The sequence below is a fragment of the Sulfurivirga caldicuralii genome (assembly GCF_900141795.1).
GTDB lineage: Bacteria > Pseudomonadota > Gammaproteobacteria > Thiomicrospirales > Thiomicrospiraceae > Sulfurivirga > Sulfurivirga caldicuralii.
The window spans coordinates 305,575-327,164 of record NZ_FSRE01000001.1; the positions used below are offsets into that span (position 1 = coordinate 305,575).

The window sequence follows — 21,590 nt, forward strand, 5'->3', positions numbered from 1 at the left end:
CATGGCAGACAGCAAACGGGTTCTGGTGCCGCTGGCGCAGGGATGTGAGGAGCTGGAAGCCGTCACCATCATGGATATTCTCGTGCGCGGCGGCATCGAAGTGGTCAGCGCTAGTCTGGATAACAATCGTGAGATTCACGCCAGCCGCGGTACGGTTCTGGTGGCCAAGACCACCCTGGATGCTGTCAAGGATGAAGACTTTGATCTGGTGGCCCTGCCGGGCGGTCTGCCAGGGGCGGACTATCTGATGCAGGATGCGCGCATTCTGGAGATTCTGCGCCGCATGCACGCGCAGGGCAAGTATGTGGCCGCCATCTGCGCCGCACCACAGGTGCTGCGCGAGGCGGGACTACTGGATGGCCACAAGGCCACCAGTTATCCGGGCGTGCTCGATCAGCATCCGGCCAAGGACATGCAGTATGTGGATGCTGCGGTGGTGGAGGATGATGGCATCGTGACCTCGAAAGGGCCGGGCACTGCCATGGATTTTGCACTTGCCCTAGTGGAAAAGCTGCGCGGCAAGGCCGTGCGCGATGACGTGGAAGCGGCCCTGCAGCGACCACCCTGCCACTGATGTGACAGGAACCTTTTCAACCGGCCCGCACATGCGGGCTTTTTATATCTGTTTCAAGGTGGTGACGCCCCCCTGCTGCGACCAATTTATTGCCCGTATGCATACGGCATGGCATTAGTTTGCGGGTTCGTTGAAGCCCCCCGGCCCGACAAGGGGCCTTGGTTGCTTGAGCAACGTGGGTGGGGATGGGCGTGAAAGACAGATTCCTCCGGGGAGGTCGGAAAGGATATGAAAAAGCCCGCGGAAGCGGGCTGTATCAGTGCTTGAGGCTTTTAACTTGGGGTTTGGAGGGCGGTGATTCAGACTGAAGCAACACACGCAGCAATGCAGCCAGTCGTTTTGCCTCATCCGCCTTGAGCGGGCGCTGAACCTTGCGTTCCCACTCGGCGACACGGGTATCCAGCGACGGCTTGCGTTGCCCCATGGCTTACTTGCCGTGCGGCGCGCCCTGCTGCTGTTGCTGCATGCGCTGGCGCATCTGCTCAATCATGGCCTGACGCTGCGCTTCGATCTGTGCCAGCTTCTTCTTCTGCTCCGGGGTCAGCACGGCACGGATTTCCTTGTCGGCCTTTTCCACCAGTGCCTTGATCTTGGCCTGATAGGTGTCACGGATCTTGTTGATTTTGGCTTCCTGCTCAGGCGTCAGATCAAGCGCCTGCGCCATGGGGCTGCGCGCCTGTTGCGGAGCTGCCTGAGCGGTAACGGAGGCGGTCATCAGACCGGCGGCGATCAGAATGGTCAATTTCTTCATGGATCCTCTGTCCTTTTGTTTAATGGAAGAATGTCTCGGCACTATAACGGATTGGCCCCTGGTGTGGCAAATGCCTTGTATGACCATTTTCTTTTCTGTTTAAACGAAAACCATGATCATCAAAATCGCTTTGTCTCTTTTTCTGTTGCTGGGTGCATGGTTGATGCCGGGGTCAAGTCCCAAATCTGCTGTAAATTCCCTTGCGCAGGTTTGACATTGCTCCGGGCTCAGTGATCGATACCGACCACCTTATCCGTCTTTCGCTCGCAAGCCTGTTGCGCTTCCCACCATTCGTTAAACTCGCTCATGTCCAGGTATCGCCTGTCCTGCCAATCCTCATGTATCTCGGCCAGCAGTGCCCCAATGAGCCGTTCGGCCGATGCCTCGTTGGGAAAGATGCGGATGACCCGTTCCCGTCTGCGCACTTTCCGAGACGACGAAGGCCACACCCTCAAGACCCCGTTGCCTGAGCCCGTTGAACAGGTCACGCCAGAAGCTTTCCGATTCGCTGTCGCCCATGCGGATGCCGAGCACCTCGCGATAGCCTTCGGCATTAATGCCCGAGACCAGCAGGGCCGCCTTGGTCACAACCCGCTGCTTTTCGCACCCCTTGATTCTTCGGCCTGTGCTTCAAGCACTTGATTGAGTACGCTCTCCACCAGTTCTCCCAGTCCCTGTCTGTCACCTGTGAGCAGATTGGACAACAGGGTGTCGTTTACCGTAATACTTGTACTCGGCCATCGTGTTTTCTCCTCTCGGTTGGTTAATGCTTTGCAACATCAATCCTACGGTGAGGAGGCCACGGTGGCCAATTCAATTTACAGCACTATAGGGACATAACCGCCACGAAGCGTGTTCTATTGTGACCAGTCGATAGGCTCAAGGCCCTGCTGCGTCAAATAGATATTGGTCTTGGAGAAGTGACGGCAGCCGAAAAAGCCGCGGTGGGCTGACAGGGGCGAGGGGTGCGGTGCCTTGAGAATGTGGTGGCGGCGCGGGTCGATAATGCGGCCCTTTTTCTGCGCATAGGCCCCCCAGAGCAGAAAGACCATGTTTTCCCGTTTCTGGCTGATGGCGTGTACCACGGCATCGGTGAAGGTCTCCCATCCCTTGCCCTGGTGGCTGTTGGGCTTGCCGGCTTCCACCGTCAGCACGGCATTGAGCAGCAGCACGCCCTGTTGCGCCCAACCCTGCAGGCAACCGTTGGCAAAGTGATCGATGCCGGTGTCGTCCTTCAACTCCTTAAAAATGTTCTGCAAGGACTTGGGCAGCGGTTTCACCTGTGGCAGCACGGAAAAGCACAGGCCGTGGGCGTGCCCGGGTGTGGGGTAGGGATCTTGTCCAAGAATCACCACTTTTACCTGATCAAAAGGCGTGGAGTTGAGGGCGTTGAACCAGAGCTTGGGCTCGGGCAGTATGACCTTGCCCGCCTGCATCTCACCTATCAGAAAGGTGCGCAGCTGCTGCATGTAAGGCTTGTGGAACTCGTCGCCCACCACCTTGAGCCAGCTGGGATGCAGCTTGATGGGGCGTTGTTGCGGGTGTTCGTTCACTTGCCACGCCAGGGGTACAAGTCTTGTCATTTACGGTGCCAGCCGTTCGATCTGCCAGTGCCCGCCCTTGCGTTGGTATACAAAGCGGTCGTGCAGGCGGTTGGGGCGACCCTGCCAGAACTCGAACCGTTCCGGTATCACGCGATAGCTCTGCCAGTCTCTGGGGCAGGGCACGTCATCGGGATAGGCCGCATCGGCAGCGGCGAGGCGGTTTTCCAGCGCTTCACGGCTCGCCACCGGCTGACTCTGGTCGGAAATCAGCGCGGAGAGCTGACTGTCGCGGGGGCGCTGGTGGAAGTAGGCACACACCGTTTCGCGCGGCAGGGTTTCCACGCGTCCTTCGATGCGTACCTGCCGGTCGAGCCGGTCCCAGTAAAACAGCAACGCGGCATGCGGGTTGAGCGCCAGCTCGCGGCCTTTGTCGCTCAGGCCATGGGTATAGAACACAAAGCCTTCCGGTCCGAACTGCTTGAGCAGCACGATGCGGGCATGGGGACGGCCCAGGGTGTCCGCCGTGGCAAGGGTCATGGCGGTGGGGTCGAGGATGCCGCTCAGCTCGGCTTCTTCCATCCACTCGCTGAACTGATAGATGGGGTCGGCATGCAGGTCTTCCCGCAGCAAGGCGGGGCCTTCGTAGTCGCGGCGCTGATCGTGCAGGTCTCGATTGGGCATGGTTGAATTCCACGGGATTTACCGGCATTCTAAAGCTGTGGTTCAATGGACACAAGCGACAACAGAGGAGGGTCTGGCATGCACAAGGTAACATTCAAGAGTGAACCGGTGGAGCTGTCCGGTTCCTTTCCGCGGGTGGGCGACCATGCGCCGGATTTCAGCCTGACGACACTGGATCTGGGGGATGTGACCCTGGCGGACTTCGCCGGCAAGCGCAAGCTGCTCAATATCGTGCCCAGTCTGGATACCAGCGTGTGCGCCAAATCCATACAGGTATTCGACGAGCGCGTGGGTAGTATCGACAATCTGGCCACGCTGGTCGTGTCGGCGGACCTGCCCTTTGCGCAGCAGCGCTTCGCCGAAACCCACGGCATTCGCAACATCACGTTCCTGTCGCTGATGCACGAGCGTCAGTTCGCGCGCGACTACGGCGTGTGCATCGCCAGCGGGCCGCTTCGCGGTCTGTGTACCCGGGCGGTGGTGGTGCTGGACGAAGACAATATTGTGCGCCATGCACAGCTGGTGCCCGAGATCGCGCAGGAGCCGGACTACGACGCCGCGCTTGCCGTGCTGTAGCGCCTCGCCACCCCAGTGATGGAGCCCTTCGTCGTGAAGGGCTTTTTATTGGTTTGTATTCTCAAGGATGCTTGAATGGAAGCCCATGCCTTTCTGCTGCAGCTGTTTCTGATTCTCGTCAGCGCGCGCATTTTCGCCGAGCTTTTCGCGCGTATGGGCATCCCGCCCGTGCTGGGCGAGGTGACTGCCGGACTCATGCTGGGCCCCAGTCTGCTGGGATGGGTCCATATGAACGACATGATTCGCCTGCTGGCCGAGATCGGCATCATTCTGCTGCTGTTTGAAATCGGCCTCGAGGTGGATGTGGAAAAGCTCAAGGCGCACACCTTCAACGCGGTGACCGTGGCGCTGACGGGTGTCGTGCTGCCGTTTGCGGGCGGTTTCGCGGTGAGCCGTTACGGGTTCGATCTGCCGCTACTGACATCGCTGTTTATCGGCGGCACCCTCACTGCCACCAGCATCGGCATCACGCTGCGGGTGCTGCGCGACCTGAAGCTGACCCACACCACGGCTGCCCAGGTGGTGGTGGGCGCCGCTGTGCTGGATGATATCGTGGGCGTGGTGCTGCTGGTGCTGCTGGCTGATTTCGCCCTCACCGGTCAGGTGAGCTGGTCGCACACCCTGCGCACGCTGGGCATGCTGGCGCTGTTTCTGGCGGTGGCGCCGCTGCTGGCGTCGGTCATGTCCCATTTTCTGCGCACCTATGAACTGCGCTACCGGGGGTTGCCCGGCTTCGTGCCCACCTTTATCATCGCGCTGGTACTGTTTTTCGCCTGGGTGGCGCATTTGTTCGGTGCACCGGAAATTCTGGGCGCCTTTGCCGCCGGCGTGGCGCTGTCGCGGCGCTTTATCGTGCCGTTTGCTGCGTTCATTCAGACCGACGAGCGCTTTACCGAAGCGGTCAATCAGCAGATGCAACCGTTGATCCACCTGTTCACCCCCATCTTTTTCGTCAGCGTGGGACTGGCGGTGGATCTGACCGTGGTGCACTGGAACAGCCCCGCTTTCTGGGCGCTGGGTGGCGTGCTGCTGCTGGTTGCGGTGGCCAGCAAGGTGGCAGCGGGCCTGATTCTGCCGCGCATGGAGGCGAGGGAACGCTGGCGCATTGGTGTCGCCATGGTGCCGCGCGGCGAAGTGGGGCTGATTTTCGCCGAACTGGGCCGCACGGCGAAGCTGTTCACCCAGGACATCTATGCGGTGATGATCTTTGTGGTTATCCTGAGCACCCTGCTACCGCCCCTGTGGCTGAAGCGCATGACCGGTTCCGAACAGGAATCGTCCACACCATCCTTGAGAGAACGCGATGAGTGAATATACCGCTGCAGAAATTGAAGTACTGACCGGTCTCGAGCCGGTGCGCAAGCGCCCCGGCATGTACACCGACACCACGCGCCCCAACCATCTGGCGCAGGAGGTGATCGACAACAGCGTGGACGAGGCGCTGGCCGGCTTTGCCGACGAGATCGAGGTAATCCATCATGCCGACGGCAGCCTGAGCGTGCGCGACAACGGCCGCGGCATGCCGGTGGACATTCACCCCGAAGAGGGCGTGCCCGGTGTGGAGGTGATCCTCACCAAGCTGCATGCGGGTGGCAAGTTTTCCAACAAGGCCTACAGCTTCAGTGGCGGGCTGCATGGCGTGGGCGTGTCGGTGGTCAATGCACTGAGCAGGCGGCTGGAGGTGGAGATCAGGCGCGATGGCGCCATCTGGCGCATCGCCTTTGAAAACGGCGAAGTGGCGGAGCCGCTGCACGAGGTGGGCAAGACCCAGCGCAAGCGCTCCACGGGCACCTGGGTGCGCTTCTGGCCCGACCCGCAGTTCTTCGATACACCCAAGTTCAATATCCAGCGCCTGAAACACTTGCTGCGCGCCAAGGCGGTGCTGTGTCCGGGCCTGCGGGTGCGCTTTATCGATGAGGTGAGCGGTGAGCAGGTGGAATGGTATTACGAGGACGGCCTGCGCGACTATCTGCTGGCGGCGCTGGGCGAGCGTCCCCACCTGCCGGAAAACGCCTTTACCGGCGAGGCCAGCGGCGACTCCGAAGCGGTGAGCTGGGCGCTGGCGTGGGTCAGCGAAGGCGAACCGCCGCTGCAGGAAAGCTATGTCAACTTGATTCCCACGCCCCAGGGCGGCACCCATGTGAATGCCTTGCGTCAGGGCTTGCTGGAAGCGGTGCGGGAATTTTGCGATGTGCACGCTCTGCTGCCGCGTGGGGTCAAGCTGGTGGGCGATGATGTGTTCGCGCAGGTGAGCTATGTGCTCTCCGCCAAGATGCTGGATCCGCAGTTTGCCGGGCAGACCAAGGAGCGCCTGTCGTCGCGGGAGTGCGTGCCGTTCATCTCCGGCGTAGTCAAGGACGCGCTGAGCCTGTGGCTGCACGCCAATGTGGAGGAGGGCACCGCCATCGCCGAACTGGCCATCGGCAATGCGCAGGCGCGCAATCGCAAGGCCAGGCAGGTGGCGCGCAAGAAGGTGACTTCGGGCCCCGCCCTGCCGGGCAAGCTGGCCGACTGCACTGAAACCGATCTGGCGCTGACCGAACTGTTTCTGGTGGAAGGGGATTCCGCCGGTGGCTCCGCCAAGCAGGCGCGCGACAAGACCACCCAGGCGATCATGCCCCTGCGCGGCAAGATTTTGAATGCGTGGGAAGTGCCGCCGGAGCAGGTGCTCGCCTCGCAGGAGATTCACGACATCGCCGTGGCCATCGGCGTGGACCCCGGCAGCGACGACCTGTCCGGGCTGCGCTACGGCAAGATCTGCATTCTCGCCGACGCCGACTCCGACGGCGCCCATATCGCCACCCTGCTGGTGGCGCTGTTCGTGCGCCACTTCCCGGCGCTGGTGGCCAACGGCCACATTTATGTGGCCATGCCGCCGCTGTACCGTATCGATGTAGGCAAGCAGGTGTTCTATGCGCTGGACGAGGCGGAAAAGCAGGGTATTCTCGATCGCATCGCGGCGGAGAAACTGCCCGGCAAGGTGCAGGTGACCCGCTTCAAGGGCCTGGGCGAGATGAACCCGAAGCAGCTGCGCGAAACCACCATGGCGCCGGAGACGCGCCGACTGGTACAGCTCACGCTGGAAGAAGGGCAGGCCGAGGCAGTGCTGGACATGCTGCTGGCGAAAAAGCGCGCCGCCGACCGCCGTGCCTGGCTGGAGCAGAAGGGGGATCTGGCGGAGGTGGTGCCGTAAATGCGCATCGGCGTCAACGGCGGCACCTTCGACCCCATTCATTTCGGCCATCTGCGCCCGGCGCTGGAGGTGCTGGAATCCCTCGCGCTGGACGAGATGCGCTTCATTCCCGCCTGTCAGCCCGTGCACCGCGGTACGCCGTCGGTGGCCGCCAGTCATCGGGTGCGCATGGTGGAGCTTGCCATAGCACCGCAGCCGCGCTTTGTGCTGGACCGGCGTGAAATCGACCGTGGCGGCCCCAGCTATATGGTGGAGACGCTGGAAAGTGTGAAACGTGATTTTCCCACCGCCGAGCTGGTGCTGATGATGGGCGCGGACGCCATCGCCGCCTTTACCCGCTGGCACCGCTGGCAGGACATCCTCAAACTGGCCAATATCGTCGTCACCCGGCGTCCTGGGGCGGAAAACCGTCTGCCGGACGCCCTTGCGCTGTACCGGCAAAACTGGCACTTTGAAAAAGTCGGGGACCCCCCTTTGCATTTCGATGCGCCGGCCGGCAAAATCGGCTTTCTGCCGGTGACGCAGCTGGACATCAGTGCCACGGCTATCCGCGCCCGTCTGGCCGCCGGGCGTTCCGTCCGCTATCTCACGCCCGAGACCGTGGTAGAGTATATCGACACCCATCAACTGTATCGCAAGGAGACCCATGCAGGCTGAACAGCTGAAAGATCTGGTGATTCATGCGCTGGAGGACGGCAAGGGCCGTGACCTGCAGACGCTCGACGTGCACGACCGCTGCGATTTTGCCGACTATATGGTGATCGCCACCGGCACCTCCACGACTCATGTTAAGGCGCTGGGCAATGCCGTCGTGAAGGACGCCAAGGCGGCGGGTGCACCGCCACTGGGCGTGGAAGCGCCGCAGGACCCCGAATGGGTGCTGGTGGATCTGGGCGATGTGGTGGTGCACATCATGACCGAGCGGGCGCGTGCCCACTACGCGCTGGAAAAGCTCTGGTCCGTGGCCCCCCCTGCGGGAAGAGACTGAATGAACATCCATCTGATCACCATTGGACAGAAAATGCCCGACTGGGTGGAAACCGGCTTTGCCGAGTATGCCAAGCGCCTGCCGGACTGCTGCGCGCTCAACCTCATCGAGCTGCCCATGCCGCAGCGCAGCAAGAACCAGTCGGTGGATCAGCTCAAGCGCAAGGAAGCGGCGCTGATCGAAAAGACGATCCCCAAGGGCGCGCTGGTTATCGCGTTGGATGAATACGGACAGGAAGTGTCCACCGTGGGGCTGTCGCGCAAGCTGGAGCAGTGGCTCGAAGGCGGGCAGGATGTGGCGCTGCTGGTGGGCGGCCCCGATGGGCTGGATGGCGCGCTCTTGCAGAAGGCGCGCTGGACCTGGTCGCTGTCAAAACTGACCTTTCCCCACCCGCTGGTGCGCATTATTGTTGCCGAGCAGCTCTATCGCGCCTGGAGCGTGCTCAACCACCATCCCTATCATCGCAGTTGACAGGCCGTTTTAGGCGGCTACGTAGCCCGGCGAGACGCAGGCCGATGCGCGACAGGCGTGCCTGCGCCTTCCAGAAGGGCCACGCTGCATTAGTGCACGGCCGCAGTGACTTGCGGCAGCGCTGAATGGAGGGCTGCTTAGGGCGTGGCATGGGCCTTTTCTCCTGCAGATGATTGCGACTGCATGGCTTTCCATACCGCTTCGGACGGATAGCCGTCGCTGCTCATGCCGTGCTTCTTCTGCCACTGGCGCAATGCGGCCCGGGACTTGCCGCCAAACATTCCATCCACCTTGCCCACCGGATAGCCGGCGTCCTTGAGGGTCTGCTGAATCCCTTTCAGACGTGCCCGCGGCATGGCCTTCACTTCTTTGGGCGGCTTCGCATGCAGTGGCGGCAGCCCGGCGATTCGGTCCGCCAGGCGACCCACGGCGACCGCATAGTAGTAGGAGCGGTTCCACTTCTTGATGACGTAGAAATTGGGATAGAGCAGGAAGGCAGGACCATGCTTGCCTTCCGGCACATACACGGCGGCCATGATGTCCGCCCTGGGCAAGGGGGCGCCGTCGCCCCGGCGCACACCGAGCCGGGCCCACTCCTTCAGGCTGCGACGCTGAATGCCGTTCGCCAGGGCGTAGTCGAAGTCTTTCGGCAGGCGCACCTCACGACCCCAAGTCTCTTTCGCGTGCCAGCCCAGATGGTTGAGGAAGTAGCCGGCTGAGAGGAAGGCATCGTGCATGTTGTGCCACAGATCCACCTTGCCGTCCCTATTGCCATCCTGCCCGTAGCGCAGCACATTTGAGGGCATGAACTGCACCTGACCCACCGCACCGGCCCATGAGCCGGTCATTTCGGCGGGCTTGAAGTCATATTTTTGCAGGATTTTCAGGGCTGCAATCAGTTCGCGGGTGAAGAACTTCTCGCGGCGGCCCTCGTAGGCGAGGGTGGCCAGCGCATCCAGTATGGGCGTGTTGCCGGTGAAGCTGCCGTAGTTGGTCTCCATGCCCCAGAAGGCGATGAGGAAACGGCCGGGGACGCCCGTCTTCCGCGTGACCTCGTCCAGCAGGGGGCGATATTTCTTGTAAAGTTCCTGTCCTTTTTTGATACGCGCCGGGGTGACTGTGCGCTGATAGTACTGCCAGAAAGTCAGCACGAATTCGGATTGGTTGCGATCCTTCTGCACGATTTGCGGGCGCAGCTTGACCTGCTTGAGAAAGCGCAGGGTTTTCGGCTTGATGCCGGCGGCGCGCGCCTTGGGCACGATCGTCTGTTCGATCCAGGCGTGGAACGCCTTTTCATCCAGCGGGCGTTCGGCGGCGTGGGCGTGCAGGGCCGGCAAAAGCATTACAATGGCGAGCCGGAATATCCATGTTTTCATTGAGGTAGATCGTCGTTTATGGTTGATGCCCGTTATTTTGCCACAGCCCCCGCCGGTGCTCTGGAATTGCTGCGCGATGAGCTGAAAAGTCTTGGTGCGACCAGCACCCGTCTGCACGGCGGTGGTGTGGCCTTCAGTGGCGCTCCGGCCGTGGGCTATGGTGCAGCGCTGTGGTCGCGTACGGCCAACCGTGTCTATCTGCAACTGGCCGCAGGCGAGGTGCACGACGGCGAGGATCTCTATGCGCTGGCGCGTTCGGTGGACTGGAGCGAGCATCTCGCGCCGGACACCCCCTTTGCGGTGAGCTTTACCGGCACCTCGTCCACCATCCGTCATACCCATTTCGGCGCGCTGAAAATCAAGGATGCGCTGGTGGACTGCTTTCGCGACCGCGGCCTGCCGCGCCCCAGCGTCAGCACCGACAGCCCCCATCTGGCCCTGCACGCGCATCTGCACAGGAATCAGGCGGTGCTTTATCTGGATCTGGTGGGGTTTGGCATGCATCAGCGCGGTTATCGGGCCGGGGCGCGCATTGCCGCCCCACTCAAGGAAAATGTGGCCGCAGCGGTGCTGCTGCGCGCAGGGTGGCCACGCGTTGCTGAAGCGGGCGGTGCGCTGCTGGACCCCATGTGTGGCAGCGCTACCTTTCTCATCGAAGGTGCGTGGCTGGCGGCGGATCGCGCACCACTGCTGGATCGTGCGGCGGACATGAGTCTGACGCTGTGGCGCCAGCACGATAAAGCCTTGTGGCAACGGCTGGTGGCGGATGCACGCACCCGGGCCGAGCAGGGGCTGGCGCAATTGGATCTGCCCATCGTGGGGCGCGATATCGACCCGCGCAGCCTCAAGGCGGCGAAACACTGCGTGGCGCAGGCCGGTCTGCGGGACAAGGTCTTGCTGCAGCAGGGCGATGTGCGCGACGCGCGCCCGTCTGCCCGGCAGGGGCTTGTGGTGTGCAACCCCCCCTATGGCGAGCGGCTGGCGGAAAAGGCGTCGGTGGGCGAGTTGTATCGGGCGCTGGGCGATACTCTCAGGCAGCACTTTGTCAGATGGCAGGCGGCGCTGTTTACCTGTAATGCAGATGCCGTGAAGCAGGTTGGCCTGCGGCCGTTGCGCAGTCATGCCTTTCGCAATGGTGCGCTGGAGTGCCAACTGTACCGTTATGCCATTGACCCCGAACATTTCCGCCACCCGCCGCTCGAGACCGGTCTGTGGCTGGCGCGGGCAGTGGCGGAACGCTATCCGCAACTGGCGCACAGTCCCGGCGCGCAGGCGTTTGCCAACCGGGTTCGCAAGAATCTGAAGCGGCTGCGCCGCTGGCTGAAGCAGGAAGGTGTGCAGGCGTTTCGCGTCTATGATGCCGACATGCCGGAGTATGCGCTGGCGGTGGATGTGTACGACACGCTGGATGACGGCCGCTGGGTGGTGGTGTACGAGTATGCGCCGCCCCGTTCGGTGGACGAGCGCAAGGTGCGCCAGCATCGCTTCGAGGCGCTGGCCGCACTGCCGGGCGTGCTGGATGTGCCGGCGGATAAGGTAGTGTACAAGGTGCGCCAGCGGCAAAAGGGCAGGCAGCAGTATGAAAAGCTGGCGGCCACGCGCGACTTTCACCAGGTGTTGGAAAACGGCGCGCGCCTGTGGGTCAATTTTGTCGATTATCTGGACACGGGCCTGTTTCTGGATCATCGCTGGGTGCGGCGCGAGGTGGCGAAGTTGAGCGCAGGCAAGCGGTTGCTGAATTTGTTCTGCTACACCGCCAGTGCCTCGGTGGAGGCGGCGGTGGCCGGCGCGCGGGAGACGCTGAGCGTGGACATGTCGCGCACCTATCTGGAGTGGGCGCGCATGAATCTGGATCTGAATGGGTTGGATGCGGATGCGCACCGCCTTGAGCGCGCCGACGTGCTGCGCTGGCTGCAAAGGCCGCCGCGTTCCGAGCAGGGCCGCTTCGATGTGGTGTTTCTCGATCCGCCCAGCTTTTCCACTTCCAAGCGCATGGAGGGAACACTGGACATTCAGCGGGATCATGTGCGCCTGATCGAGCAGGCGCGGGCCCTGCTCAAGCCCTCCGGCACGCTCATCTTTTCCACCAATCTGCGCGGGTTTAAGCTGGATGAGACCGCGCTGGTGCAGCATTGGCAAGTGCAGGAGATTACCCGCGAAACCCTGCCGCCGGATTTCGAGCGCAATGCACGCATTCACCGTGTGTGGCGTCTGCAACCGGAATAATTGTCCGGCGGTGCGAGGTTTTGTCCCTGCGGTTATCGGTGTTAAAGTAGAACAAAAAATGGCTACAAAACAGCTGCCACATGTTCGATATTCTTCACATTAAACACGCGCTGGGCTTTGGCGAAAGGGAAGCCGAGCTTCTGCGAGCCGTGTATCCGCAGTGGCGGGCGGCCTGGACCGAGCAGCGTGCTGCGATCATCGCCTGGGCGAGGGAAGAGGCTATCGATGGGCGGGTGCTGTCTCTCCTGGATGATTCGCTGTTTCCTTACCTGATTGCCTCGGGTGCCGAAATTGCCTTTGCTGAAATTTATCAGCGCATTGTCGAGCTGGAGCGCCGCGGCGTGCCCGAATATCAGGATCATCTGCTGCTCAGTCGCGTGCGCGAAGCGTTTATCGATTTCGCCGAGGCTCAGGATAATCGCCGGCTGGCGCAAATTCTCTGTCATCTGGTGGATCTGGTGCAGTCCATTCTCGCCATTACCTATCAGCTGGAAGCGCTTGTGGCGCGCTTTCAGGAACGGGCCGAGTACGAAGTGGCACGTATTCGCCGGCTGTATGCCCTGATTGACCGCCCGGCACCGGAGGTATTGCTGAACGCCTTTACCGATCATCAGGCGTGGAAGATCCGTGCCTTTCGCTATGCACTGGGGGAGAAGGAGACAGGCCAGTCGGAGCTGGACCCTGCCAAGTGCCGCCTGGGGCGCTGGTTGCAGCAGGGTGGGTGGTCGTTCATTCCGGAAAGCGAGCGGGAAGCATTTGATGCGGCCCATCGCCAGGTACATGACATTGCCGCTCAGATCGTCGAGTATGCCCGCACGGGAGACGTGGAGGGGCTGCTGACCCACCTGTGGGCCATGGAAGCCGCGTCGGAAGCGATCGGGCAGGAGCTGCTCAAGGTCATCGACAGCCACTTTGTTACGGCCGCTACGCTGGATCCCCTGACCGATCTGCCCAATCGGCGCAGCTTCGAGCTGGATGCGGTCAAGCTCCTGCGCCTCGGCAAGCGACATAATCTGTACGTGGCGGTGCACCTGCTGGATATCGACCTGTTCAAGCGCGTCAACGATACGCTGGGGCACGCGGTGGGAGACCAGGTGCTTAAGGGATTGGTGGAGATGTTGCAGCCATTGCTACGCAAGGAGGATCGTCTTTATCGCTGGGGTGGAGAGGAGTTCGTCCTGCTCACGCTGCACGAAGATGCCAGGGGGGCGGAGGCATTTGCGCAGCGCCTGTTGAGCCGGTATGATCCGAGCGAACTGCAGAAGCGCCTGGCTTTGCCGTGGCCCATTACCTTCAGTCTGGGCAGCCTGCTGATTCCGCCGGATTTTGCGGAACTGCCGCCGGAAGGGCGGCTTTTCGATGCGGTGGACCAGCTGCTCTACCGCGCCAAGGAGAACGGCCGCAATCAGGCGTGGTTTGGCATTGTGAACGAAAAGGGATACCTGCGTGAAGACACAGTCCATCGAGTTTGATCCGGCACTGATCGAAAAATACAACACCGCCGGCCCGCGCTACACCTCCTACCCGACGGCGGTGCAGTTCACGGAGGAATTCGGCCCCGCCGACTACCGTGCGGCGGCCGAGCGCTCCAATGCGGATGGTCGCGATCTGTCGCTCTATTTCCATATCCCCTTCTGCGATACGGTCTGTTTCTACTGCGCCTGCAACAAGGTGTGGACGCGCGAGCGCAGCAAGACCACGCCCTATATGCAGCGGCTGTTTCGCGAGATCGAGCTGCAGGGGGAACTGTTCGACCGAGAGCGCGTGGTGGCGCAGCTGCACTGGGGCGGCGGCACGCCCACCTTTATCAGCCACGATGAGATGCGCGCGCTGATGGACAAGACGCGCCAGCACTTCAATCTGCTGGAGGACGACAGCGGCGAGTATTCCATCGAGATCGACCCGCGCGAAGCCACGGCGGAGACGGTGGCGCTGCTGCGCCAGCTGGGGTTCAACCGCATGAGTCTGGGCGTGCAGGACTTCAATCCGCAGGTGCAGAAGGCGGTCAACCGCATTCAGAGTGAGGAAGAGACCTTCACCGTGCTGCACGCGGCGCGGGACAATGGCTTCAAGTCCATCAATGTGGATCTGATCTACGGCCTCCCGTATCAGACGCGGGACAGCTTTATGGAGACGCTGGAGAAGCTGCTTGATGTGGCACCGGAGCGCTTCAGCGTGTTCAACTACGCCCACCTGCCCGAGCTGTTCCCCACGCAGAAGCGCATGGATCCGGCCACTATGCCCACGCCGCAGCAAAAACTGGACATCCTCGCCGCCACCATTGAGCGGCTCACGCAGGCGGGCTATGTCTATATCGGCATGGATCACTTCGCCAAGCCGGACGACGAGCTGGCGGTAGCGCAGCGCGCCGGCACGCTGTATCGCAACTTTCAGGGCTATTCCACCCACGCCGAGTGCGATCTGGTGGCCATGGGCGCCACCTCCATTTCGCTGATCGACAACACCTATGCGCAGAACCTTAAGGCGCTGCCCGACTACTACGCCCGCATCGATGCGCACGAGCTGGCCATCTTCCGCGGCGTAATGCTTACCGAGGATGACGAGCTGCGCCGCGATGTGATCATGAAGCTGATGAGCAACTTCGTGCTGGATTTCCCGGCGCTGCAGGCGCAGTGGGGCATCGACTTTCACGAATACTTTGCCGACGAGCTGACGCGCCTGCAGGATATGGCGGCAGACGGTCTGCTCACCCTGCATGAACAGGGGTTGGAAGTGCTGCCGCGTGGGCGCCTGCTGATCCGCAATATCGCCATGGTGTTCGACGCTTATCTCAAGCAGCCGCGCAAGCCGGCGCGCTATTCCAGGGTGATCTGACGGGGGGTCCCCGACTTTTTTCGAATTCGATTTTTTGAGGAGCTGAACGGTCATGTCCACAGCTGTGAAAACCGCCGTTTTGCCCGTCGCAGGGCTGGGTACACGCTTTCTGCCCGCCACCAAGGCGATTCCCAAGGAGATGATCACCCTGGTGGACAAGCCGCTGATTCAGTATGTGGTGGAGGAGGCGGCCGCTGCCGGCATCGAGCGCATCGTGTTTGTCACCCACAGCAGCAAGCGCGCCATCGAGGATCACTTCGACAAGCACTACGAGCTGGAAGCAGAATTGGCGCGTCGCGGCAAGACCGCGCTGTTGGCGGTGGCGCGGCAGACGGCACCGGCCGGTATGCACTTTGCCGCGGTGCGCCAGCCTGAAGCGCTGGGGCTGGGGCATGCGGTGCTGTGCGCTGCACCCGTGGTGGGCAACGAGCCGTTTGTGGTCATGCTGCCGGATGTGCTGCTCTATCGTGAAAGCGGCAGCGATCTGGCCGACATGATCGCCCGCTTTGAGATGAGCGGCGCCAGTCAGATTCTGGTGGAACCGGTGCCGCCGGGCGAAGTGAACAAGTATGGCGTGGTGGATCTGGGCGGGGCGCCGCTGCGGGCAAGCGAGGCGGCGCCCATTCGCTCCCTGGTGGAAAAGCCGGCTCCCGAGCAGGCACCCTCAAATCTTGCCGTGGTGGGGCGCTATGTGCTTACACCGCGTGTGTTCGAGCTGCTGGCGCAGACAGAGCCCGGTGCGGGCGGCGAGATTCAGCTCACCGACGCGCTGGATGCGCTGCTGGCCCATGAAGCGGTGGAGGCGTTTCACATGGCCGGGCAGTCCTACGACTGCGGCGACAAGCTGGGCTATCTGCGCGCCACGCTGGCTTATGGGCTGCGTCATCCCGACCTTGGCGAGGGCTTCCGTGCACTGGTGGAGGCGGGCGTATCATGAACGTTGGCGCGGTGGGGACGCCGGCCTGGCAGGTGGTTGCTGCACACGCAGAGCGCTTGCGCGCCGTCCATCTGCGCCAGCTGCTGGCTGACGATCCCCAGCGTGCGCAGCGCTTTCGCCGCACGCTGGGGCCGCTGTTGTGGGACTTTTCCCGCCAGCGCATTGATCAGGCGGCACTGGATGCGCTGGTGGCGTTGGGTGAGGCGGCGCAGCTGCTGCACCATTTCGCGCCTCTTTTCTGCGGCGAGCCGGTCAATGTGAGCGAAAATCGTCCGGCGCTGCATACGGCGCTGCGCCAGCAGGATGATGCGCCTGTTTATGTAGAAGGGGAAGATGTCATTCCGGCCATTCGCCGCGAGCAGGCGAAAATGGCCGAGCTGGTGGCGCGTCTCCACGCAGGCCAGTGGCGCGGCTACAGCGGCTTCCCCATGACCGATGTGGTCAATCTGGGCGTAGGCGGGTCCGATCTGGGGCCACAGATGGCGGTGCAGGCGCTGGAGGAGTTTCGCCATCCGGACTGTAACCTGCGCCTGCACTTTGTCTCCAATCTGGACGGGCGTGAACTGCTGGCGCTGCTGAAGGATCGGCTCAACCCGGCCACCACCCTGTTTGTGGTGGCGTCCAAGACCTTTACCACCATCGATACCCTTACCAACGCCAATACAGCGCGGGAGTGGCTGTTGCGCCATGTGGACGGCCGCTTCGACGAAGCGGCCATTCTGCGCCAGCACTTTATCGGCATTTCCGCCAACCCGGCGGCCATGAGCGGCTGGGGCATTGCGCCGGAGCATCAGCTGCGCTTCTGGGAGTGGGTTGGCGGGCGCTATTCCCTGTGGTCGGCGATCGGTTTCAGCGTCGCCCTCTGGCTGGGCATGGATGGCTTCAATGAGCTGCTTGCCGGCGCGGCGGCGGTGGATGGTCATGTGCGCACGGCGGCGGTGGCGGAGAATCTGCCCGTTCTGATGGCGCTGCTGGAAGTGTGGAACCACAATTTCCTTGGTCTGCACGCCAGGGCGGTGCTGCCCTATGATGGCCGACTGGCATTGCTGCCGCGCTATCTGGAGCAGCTGGAGATGGAGTCGCTGGGCAAGTCGGTGACGCTGGACGGACAGCCCCTGCCGGTGCACAGTGGTCCGGTGGTGTGGGGCGATACCGGTCCCAATGCGCAGCACGCTTTCTATCAGCTGCTGCACCAAGGCACCGAGGCGGTGATGTGCGAGTTCATTGCTACCGTGCGGGGGCGCAGCGACGTGCCAGTGGAGGAGAAGACCCGCGCCCTGCATCATCAGCGCCTCAATCTGGCCAACTGCCTCGCGCAGATCGAGGCGCTGGCCAAGGGCGCCGACAGCAAGGATCCGCACCGCCGTTATCCCGGCAACCGCCCCGGCAACCTGCTTCTGTTCGATGCGCTCACCCCCCATACGTTGGGCATGCTTATCGCCCTCTATGAGCACAAGGTGTATGCTCAGGCGATGCTGCTGGGCATCAATCCCTTTGATCAGTGGGGGGTGGAGCTGGGCAAGCGTATCGCCCGGGAACTGCTCAATGTGCTGGAAAGCGCCGACAAGGTGCCGCAGGATGCGGTCACCGCCGCACTGGTTGAGCATATTCGCCAACGGGAGGCAGACGCATGAAACTGGTCATTCATGGCGAAACGCTGGCGGCGCTTACGGTAGCGGCAGCGCTGGCGGAAAGCGGCAACGACGTGTGGCTGCGTCCGCTGCGGCCGGTGGATGCGGCGCGACTGCAGAAGCAGGCAGCGGTGGAGCCCAATCTGGCACGCCTGCTGACCACGCAGCTGGACGGTGGACGTCTGCATGTCAGTGCGGATCTGAAGGCCGCCATCCTGTGGAGTGGGGTGCACTTTCTGCTCATGGCCGCGGATGAGCTGCAGGCGGCTCATCAGGTGGCGCAGGCGCTGGCGCAGAGCCCCCATGACCGCATCTATCTGATCAACCGCACCACCTTTCCCATTGGCAGCACCCGTCAGCTGGCGCAGCAGATTGTCCTAGCGGGCCGACCCTGTCACTGGGCCATGGAGCCGGACTTCATGACCCCCGGGCGCATGCTGCTGGACTTTACCCGTCCGCCGCGCATTCTCGTCGGCGGTGAAGATGCAGAGGTTATTGGCCTGCTGCGTAATCTCTATCGCCCCTTCAACCGCAACCGCGATGTGATGCAGGTGATGGCGCCCGAGGCGGCGGAGATGACCAAATTCGCCACCAACGCCATGCTGGCCACGCGGGTGAGCTTTATCAATGAAATGGCGCAGCTAGCTGAACATTTTGGTGTGGATGTGGAGCAGGTGCGCCAGGGCCTGGGATCGGACCCGCGCATTGGCTACGACTTTCTCTATCCGGGTGTTGGCTTTGGCGGGCCGCACTTTGCCCAGGATGTGGCCAATCTGGCCGAGACCATGCGCGTACGACAGGTGCCGGCTGGACTGCTGTCGGCAGTGCTGGCGATCAATGCCAGCCAGAAGGAGGTGCTGTTCCGCAAGGCATGGCAGCACTATGACATGCAGCTGGCCGGGCGCACCTTTACCCTGTGGGGGCTCAGCTACAAGCCGGGTACGGATAGTGTAATCAATGCCGCCTCGATCCCCCTGACTCGGGCGCTGCTGGCGCAGGGCGCACGGGTGCGGGTGCACGACCCGGCCGCAGTGGAGAACTACATGCAACACTTTGCCGTGGAGGCGGGGGAAGGGCAGGTCACCGCCTGCGAGGATCCTTACACGGCGTTGACCGACAGCAGCGGGCTGATGCTGCTCACCGAGTGGAAGCCCTACTGGAATCCGGACTTTGAACGCATGATGACAATTCTGCGCGAACCGGTCATCTTTGACGGGCGCAATATCTACGAACCCGCGCTGGTGGAGGATTTCGGGTTTACCTACTATGGGGTGGGACGTGGCAGACAGCCTGCCTGACCCCGTCCGTGCGCCGCTGCAGGCGCTGCTGGCGGGTGTGGAGGCGGTGCGCGGCGACCGCGCGGTGGAAGACGCCCTTTTGAGCCGCCACAGAGGGCTGTTACCTGAGAAAGCGGCCGTCATCGCCCTTGGCAAGGCTGCCGAGGCCATGGTGCGCGGCGCAGTGCGGGCCGCGGAAAAAATCGGTTTTGAAAAAGTCGGGGACCCCCCGTTTTCCAGCCTGTTTGTGGTCACCAGGCATGGGCATCTGTCTGCGGACTTTCCGGCTGCCATGGGGCAGCGCTTTTCCCAGGTGCAATGCCACGAAGGTGGGCATCCTCTGCCGGATGTGGACAGCCTCGCGGCAGGGGCGGCCCTGCTTGAATGGTGTGCTGCCCTGCCGCCACAGCAACCGGTGCTGGTGCTGCTCTCCGGCGGTGCCTCGGCCGTTGTGGAAGCACTGCATGATCCCGTGACGCTGACGCAGTGGCGGGCACTCAACGACTGGCTGCTCGGCAGCGGCTGGCCCATCGAGCAGATGAATCGCGTGCGGGCGCAGTTTTCCCGCATCAAGGGCGGCGGGCTGGCACGCGCACTGGGCCGGCGCCCGATAACAGCCCTTGTGATCAGCGACATTCCCAGCGACGATTTCATGCTGGTGGGCTCGGGCCCACTGTCTCCGCTGCCAGCGCCTGCACCGGAAACTTGGCAACAGTTGCCGCGCCCCTTTTGTGATATGCCCCTTATTGAAGCGCCGAAGCCATCAGCCATTCCGCTCTATTGCGTGGCCGATAATCGCCGTGCCCGTGAAGCGGCAGCTGCCGAAATGAACGGCGAAGCCGTTGTGCTGGATACGCCTTTGATCGGTGATGTGGAGCGTGTGGCGCAACGGCTGCTGGCTGTTCCACAGCCCGTAATCGCCGGCGGCGAGCCCACCGTGCGCCTGCCGGATCAGCCAGGGCGTGGCGGGCGGGCGCAGCATCTGGCCCTGCGCATGGCCCAGGCCATTGCGGGCACGGAGTCAGTCTTTATTGCCTTAGGCACGGACGGTAACGATGGGCCCACGCCTCATGCGGGTGCGTGGGTGGATGGCAAGACCTGGGCACGGGCTGAACAGGCGGGCCTGGATCCGGCCGGTGCGTTGGCGCAGGCGGACAGCGGGCGTGTACTGGCGGCGCTGGGGCAGACCATCGATACCGGTCCCACCGGAACCAATGTGATGGATCTATTCTACTTTTCGCCCGCTGCGAGATAGGGTTCCAGCAGAGCCATCACCCGTTCGAGTACGCCGGCCTGCTCGCGGTAGCAGGCGTGCGCTCGCTGGCCCCATTGCTGGCGCAGGGCAGGGTTGTCCGCCAGCTGCTGCAGCGTTGCGGCGAGCGTGGTGCTGTCGGCAACAAAGTGCACGCCCTGACAGGCCGTGAATGCATCGTACAGCGCCTGCAGATTCATCACATGCGGGCCGGACAGCACGGGCGTACCCAGCGCTGCCGGTTCGATGGGATTGTGGCCGCCAAAGGGCACCAGACTGCCGCCCACGAAGGCCGCATCCGCCATGGCATACCACAGCAGCAGTTCCCCCACCGTATCGCCGAGCAGCACTTGAGTGTGCGCCTGCAGCGGCTGCTCGCTGCTGCGTTTTTGCGCCATCCAGCCGTTCTTCTCCAGCAGGTCCCACACGCTTTCAAAGCGGTCGGCGTGGCGCGGTACCAGAATAAGCAGAGCATCGGGATGCTGTTGCAGCAGCTGACGGTGTGCAGCCAGGATCTGCTCTTCCTCGCCGGCATGGGTGGAGCCGGCCACCCATACAAAGCGATCCTGCAGGCCGTTGCGGTGGCGAAACGCCTGCGCCCGTTGCGACAGGTCTTCCGGGATGCTGAGGTCAAATTTCAGGTTACCCAGTGTGTACACGGCGGCGGGATCGGCACCGAGGGCGATGAGCCGCTCGGCATCCACGGGAAATTGCGCGGCAATTGCGCGGGCCGCGCGCAGGGTTTCCCCCACCAGCGGCTGCCCCCAGCGGCGGTAGCGCTCAAACGAACGCTGCTTGATGCGGGCATTGATGACTACCAGCGGAATGCCGCGCTGACGGCAGGCGTGGTAGAGGTTGGGCCACAGCTCGGTTTCCACAATCACCACCAGGCGCGGCTGGAGCTGATCGAGAAAGCGCGCCACCGCCCCGGGATAATCGTAGGGAATCAGCGTGTTGTGCACCGGCACCGGTGCAAAGCGGCGCACCTGCAGCGCCCCCTGCACCGAGCCGTTGGTGACAGTGAGAGGCAGCGCGGGGTGGCGCTGGTGCAGCGCCTTCAGCAACGGAAAGATGGAGCGGCTTTCGCCGACTGACACGGCATGCAGCCAGATGCCGCCCTTTTGCCAGTCGTCGGGCACATGTCCCCAGCGGCTGGCAAGGCAGCGGTCCAGATTCAGCCCCAGTGCACGTGCCTTGCGGCAGCGGCGCCAGCCCGCCAGGGCGAACAGGGGAGCGAGCAGACCAAGCCCCAGATTGTAGAGGGGGCGGGTCAGCATG

General features: G+C 62.7%; 21 protein-coding genes and 1 pseudogene. 14 read left to right on the plus strand and 8 right to left on the minus strand.

Annotation, left to right across the window (positions count from 1 at the left end; all coding sequences use genetic code 11):
- The first annotated feature begins 1 nt into the window (after nucleotide 1).
- A complete protein-coding gene (locus tag BUQ81_RS01615) occupies nucleotides 2–574 on the plus strand; it encodes a DJ-1 family glyoxalase III (protein ID WP_074200644.1) in 573 nt (190 codons plus the stop codon).
- A 256-nt stretch (nucleotides 575–830) separates the two neighbouring features.
- Here the strand turns inward: BUQ81_RS01615 and BUQ81_RS08690 are convergent, their stop codons facing one another.
- The 5 genes and pseudogenes from BUQ81_RS08690 to pdxH form a co-directional block, all read right to left on the minus strand.
- Nucleotides 831–998: a hypothetical protein gene (locus BUQ81_RS08690; protein WP_159432247.1), complete on the minus strand. Its 168-nt coding sequence runs from the start codon at nucleotides 996–998 to the stop codon at nucleotides 831–833.
- Nucleotides 999–1,001: 3 nt separating this feature from the next.
- Entirely contained in the window at nucleotides 1,002–1,325 is a 324-nt protein-coding gene (locus BUQ81_RS01620; protein WP_074200645.1) for a Spy/CpxP family protein refolding chaperone, read from the minus strand.
- A 227-nt stretch (nucleotides 1,326–1,552) separates the two neighbouring features.
- A pseudogene (locus BUQ81_RS08835) lies at nucleotides 1,553–1,940 on the minus strand (transposase); the annotation flags it as partial.
- A gap of 242 nt (nucleotides 1,941–2,182) precedes the next feature.
- Nucleotides 2,183–2,908 (minus strand): uracil-DNA glycosylase, encoded by a 726-nt coding sequence (gene ung / locus BUQ81_RS01635; protein ID WP_074200648.1) that lies wholly within the window; start codon nucleotides 2,906–2,908, stop codon nucleotides 2,183–2,185.
- Entirely contained in the window at nucleotides 2,909–3,550 is a 642-nt protein-coding gene (gene pdxH / locus BUQ81_RS01640; protein ID WP_074200649.1) for a pyridoxamine 5'-phosphate oxidase, read from the minus strand. It lies immediately after the preceding gene.
- A 78-nt stretch (nucleotides 3,551–3,628) separates the two neighbouring features.
- On the opposite strand from pdxH, the gene tpx reads away from it, so the two are divergent.
- The 6 genes from tpx to rlmH all read left to right on the plus strand — a co-directional run bounded on the left by tpx (nucleotide 3,629) and on the right by rlmH (nucleotide 8,778).
- A complete protein-coding gene (gene tpx, locus BUQ81_RS01645) occupies nucleotides 3,629–4,126 on the plus strand; it encodes a thiol peroxidase (protein WP_074200650.1) in 498 nt (165 codons plus the stop codon).
- Nucleotides 4,127–4,201: 75 nt separating this feature from the next.
- On the plus strand, nucleotides 4,202–5,437 hold the full coding sequence (locus BUQ81_RS01650) for a cation:proton antiporter (protein WP_074200651.1): 1,236 nt from the start codon (nucleotides 4,202–4,204) through the stop codon (nucleotides 5,435–5,437).
- Nucleotides 5,430–7,319, plus strand: a complete 1,890-nt coding sequence (gene parE, locus BUQ81_RS01655) for a DNA topoisomerase IV subunit B (RefSeq protein WP_074200652.1) — start codon at nucleotides 5,430–5,432, stop codon at nucleotides 7,317–7,319. Before BUQ81_RS01650 ends, parE begins: the two co-directional genes overlap by 8 nt.
- Entirely contained in the window at nucleotides 7,320–7,976 is a 657-nt protein-coding gene (nadD, locus tag BUQ81_RS01660; protein ID WP_074200653.1) for a nicotinate-nucleotide adenylyltransferase, read from the plus strand. It abuts the gene before it with no gap.
- A complete protein-coding gene (gene rsfS, locus BUQ81_RS01665; protein WP_074200654.1) occupies nucleotides 7,966–8,307 on the plus strand; it encodes a ribosome silencing factor in 342 nt (113 codons plus the stop codon). The genes nadD and rsfS overlap by 11 nt, the downstream gene beginning before the upstream one ends.
- Nucleotides 8,308–8,778 (plus strand): 23S rRNA (pseudouridine(1915)-N(3))-methyltransferase RlmH, encoded by a 471-nt coding sequence (gene rlmH, locus BUQ81_RS01670; protein ID WP_074200655.1) that lies wholly within the window; start codon nucleotides 8,308–8,310, stop codon nucleotides 8,776–8,778.
- Here the strand turns inward: rlmH and BUQ81_RS08590 are convergent.
- Nucleotides 8,750–8,929 carry a hypothetical protein gene (locus BUQ81_RS08590; RefSeq protein ID WP_143598435.1) on the minus strand — a complete coding sequence of 60 codons (180 nt, stop codon included), beginning with the start codon at nucleotides 8,927–8,929 and terminating at the stop codon, nucleotides 8,750–8,752. The two genes, rlmH and BUQ81_RS08590, sit on opposite strands and share 29 nt — an antisense overlap.
- Nucleotides 8,916–10,154 carry a lytic murein transglycosylase gene (locus tag BUQ81_RS01675; RefSeq protein ID WP_084188180.1) on the minus strand — a complete coding sequence of 413 codons (1,239 nt, stop codon included), beginning with the start codon at nucleotides 10,152–10,154 and terminating at the stop codon, nucleotides 8,916–8,918. The genes BUQ81_RS08590 and BUQ81_RS01675 overlap by 14 nt, the downstream gene beginning before the upstream one ends.
- Nucleotides 10,155–10,172: 18 nt before the next feature.
- Here BUQ81_RS01675 and rlmKL point away from each other — a divergent pair, with 18 nt between their 5' ends.
- The 7 genes from rlmKL to BUQ81_RS01710 all read left to right on the plus strand — a co-directional run bounded on the left by rlmKL (nucleotide 10,173) and on the right by BUQ81_RS01710 (nucleotide 20,315).
- Complete coding sequence (rlmKL, locus tag BUQ81_RS01680) at nucleotides 10,173–12,380, plus strand: bifunctional 23S rRNA (guanine(2069)-N(7))-methyltransferase RlmK/23S rRNA (guanine(2445)-N(2))-methyltransferase RlmL (RefSeq protein WP_074200657.1); 2,208 nt, start codon at nucleotides 10,173–10,175, stop codon at nucleotides 12,378–12,380.
- Nucleotides 12,381–12,460: 80 nt separating this feature from the next.
- A complete protein-coding gene (locus tag BUQ81_RS01685; protein WP_074200658.1) occupies nucleotides 12,461–13,852 on the plus strand; it encodes a GGDEF domain-containing protein in 1,392 nt (463 codons plus the stop codon).
- Nucleotides 13,827–15,215: an oxygen-independent coproporphyrinogen III oxidase gene (gene hemN, locus BUQ81_RS01690; RefSeq protein WP_074200659.1), complete on the plus strand. Its 1,389-nt coding sequence runs from the start codon at nucleotides 13,827–13,829 to the stop codon at nucleotides 15,213–15,215. Before BUQ81_RS01685 ends, hemN begins: the two co-directional genes overlap by 26 nt.
- Before the next feature lie 52 nt (nucleotides 15,216–15,267).
- A complete protein-coding gene (gene galU / locus BUQ81_RS01695) occupies nucleotides 15,268–16,152 on the plus strand; it encodes a UTP--glucose-1-phosphate uridylyltransferase GalU (protein ID WP_074200660.1) in 885 nt (294 codons plus the stop codon).
- The gene (pgi, locus tag BUQ81_RS01700; protein ID WP_074200661.1) at nucleotides 16,149–17,786 is read left to right on the plus strand and encodes a glucose-6-phosphate isomerase; all 1,638 of its coding nucleotides are present in this window, start codon (nucleotides 16,149–16,151) and stop codon (nucleotides 17,784–17,786) included. The genes galU and pgi overlap by 4 nt, the downstream gene beginning before the upstream one ends.
- Nucleotides 17,783–19,081, plus strand: a complete 1,299-nt coding sequence (locus BUQ81_RS01705) for a UDP-glucose dehydrogenase family protein (protein WP_074200662.1) — start codon at nucleotides 17,783–17,785, stop codon at nucleotides 19,079–19,081. The genes pgi and BUQ81_RS01705 overlap by 4 nt, the downstream gene beginning before the upstream one ends.
- Complete coding sequence (locus BUQ81_RS01710; RefSeq protein ID WP_159432248.1) at nucleotides 19,062–20,315, plus strand: glycerate kinase type-2 family protein; 1,254 nt, start codon at nucleotides 19,062–19,064, stop codon at nucleotides 20,313–20,315. The genes BUQ81_RS01705 and BUQ81_RS01710 overlap by 20 nt, the downstream gene beginning before the upstream one ends.
- On the opposite strand, the gene waaA is transcribed toward BUQ81_RS01710, so the two are convergent.
- Entirely contained in the window at nucleotides 20,291–21,589 is a 1,299-nt protein-coding gene (gene waaA, locus BUQ81_RS01715) for a lipid IV(A) 3-deoxy-D-manno-octulosonic acid transferase (RefSeq protein ID WP_084188181.1), read from the minus strand. The genes BUQ81_RS01710 and waaA overlap by 25 nt on opposite strands.
- Nucleotide 21,590: the final 1 nt, after the last annotated feature.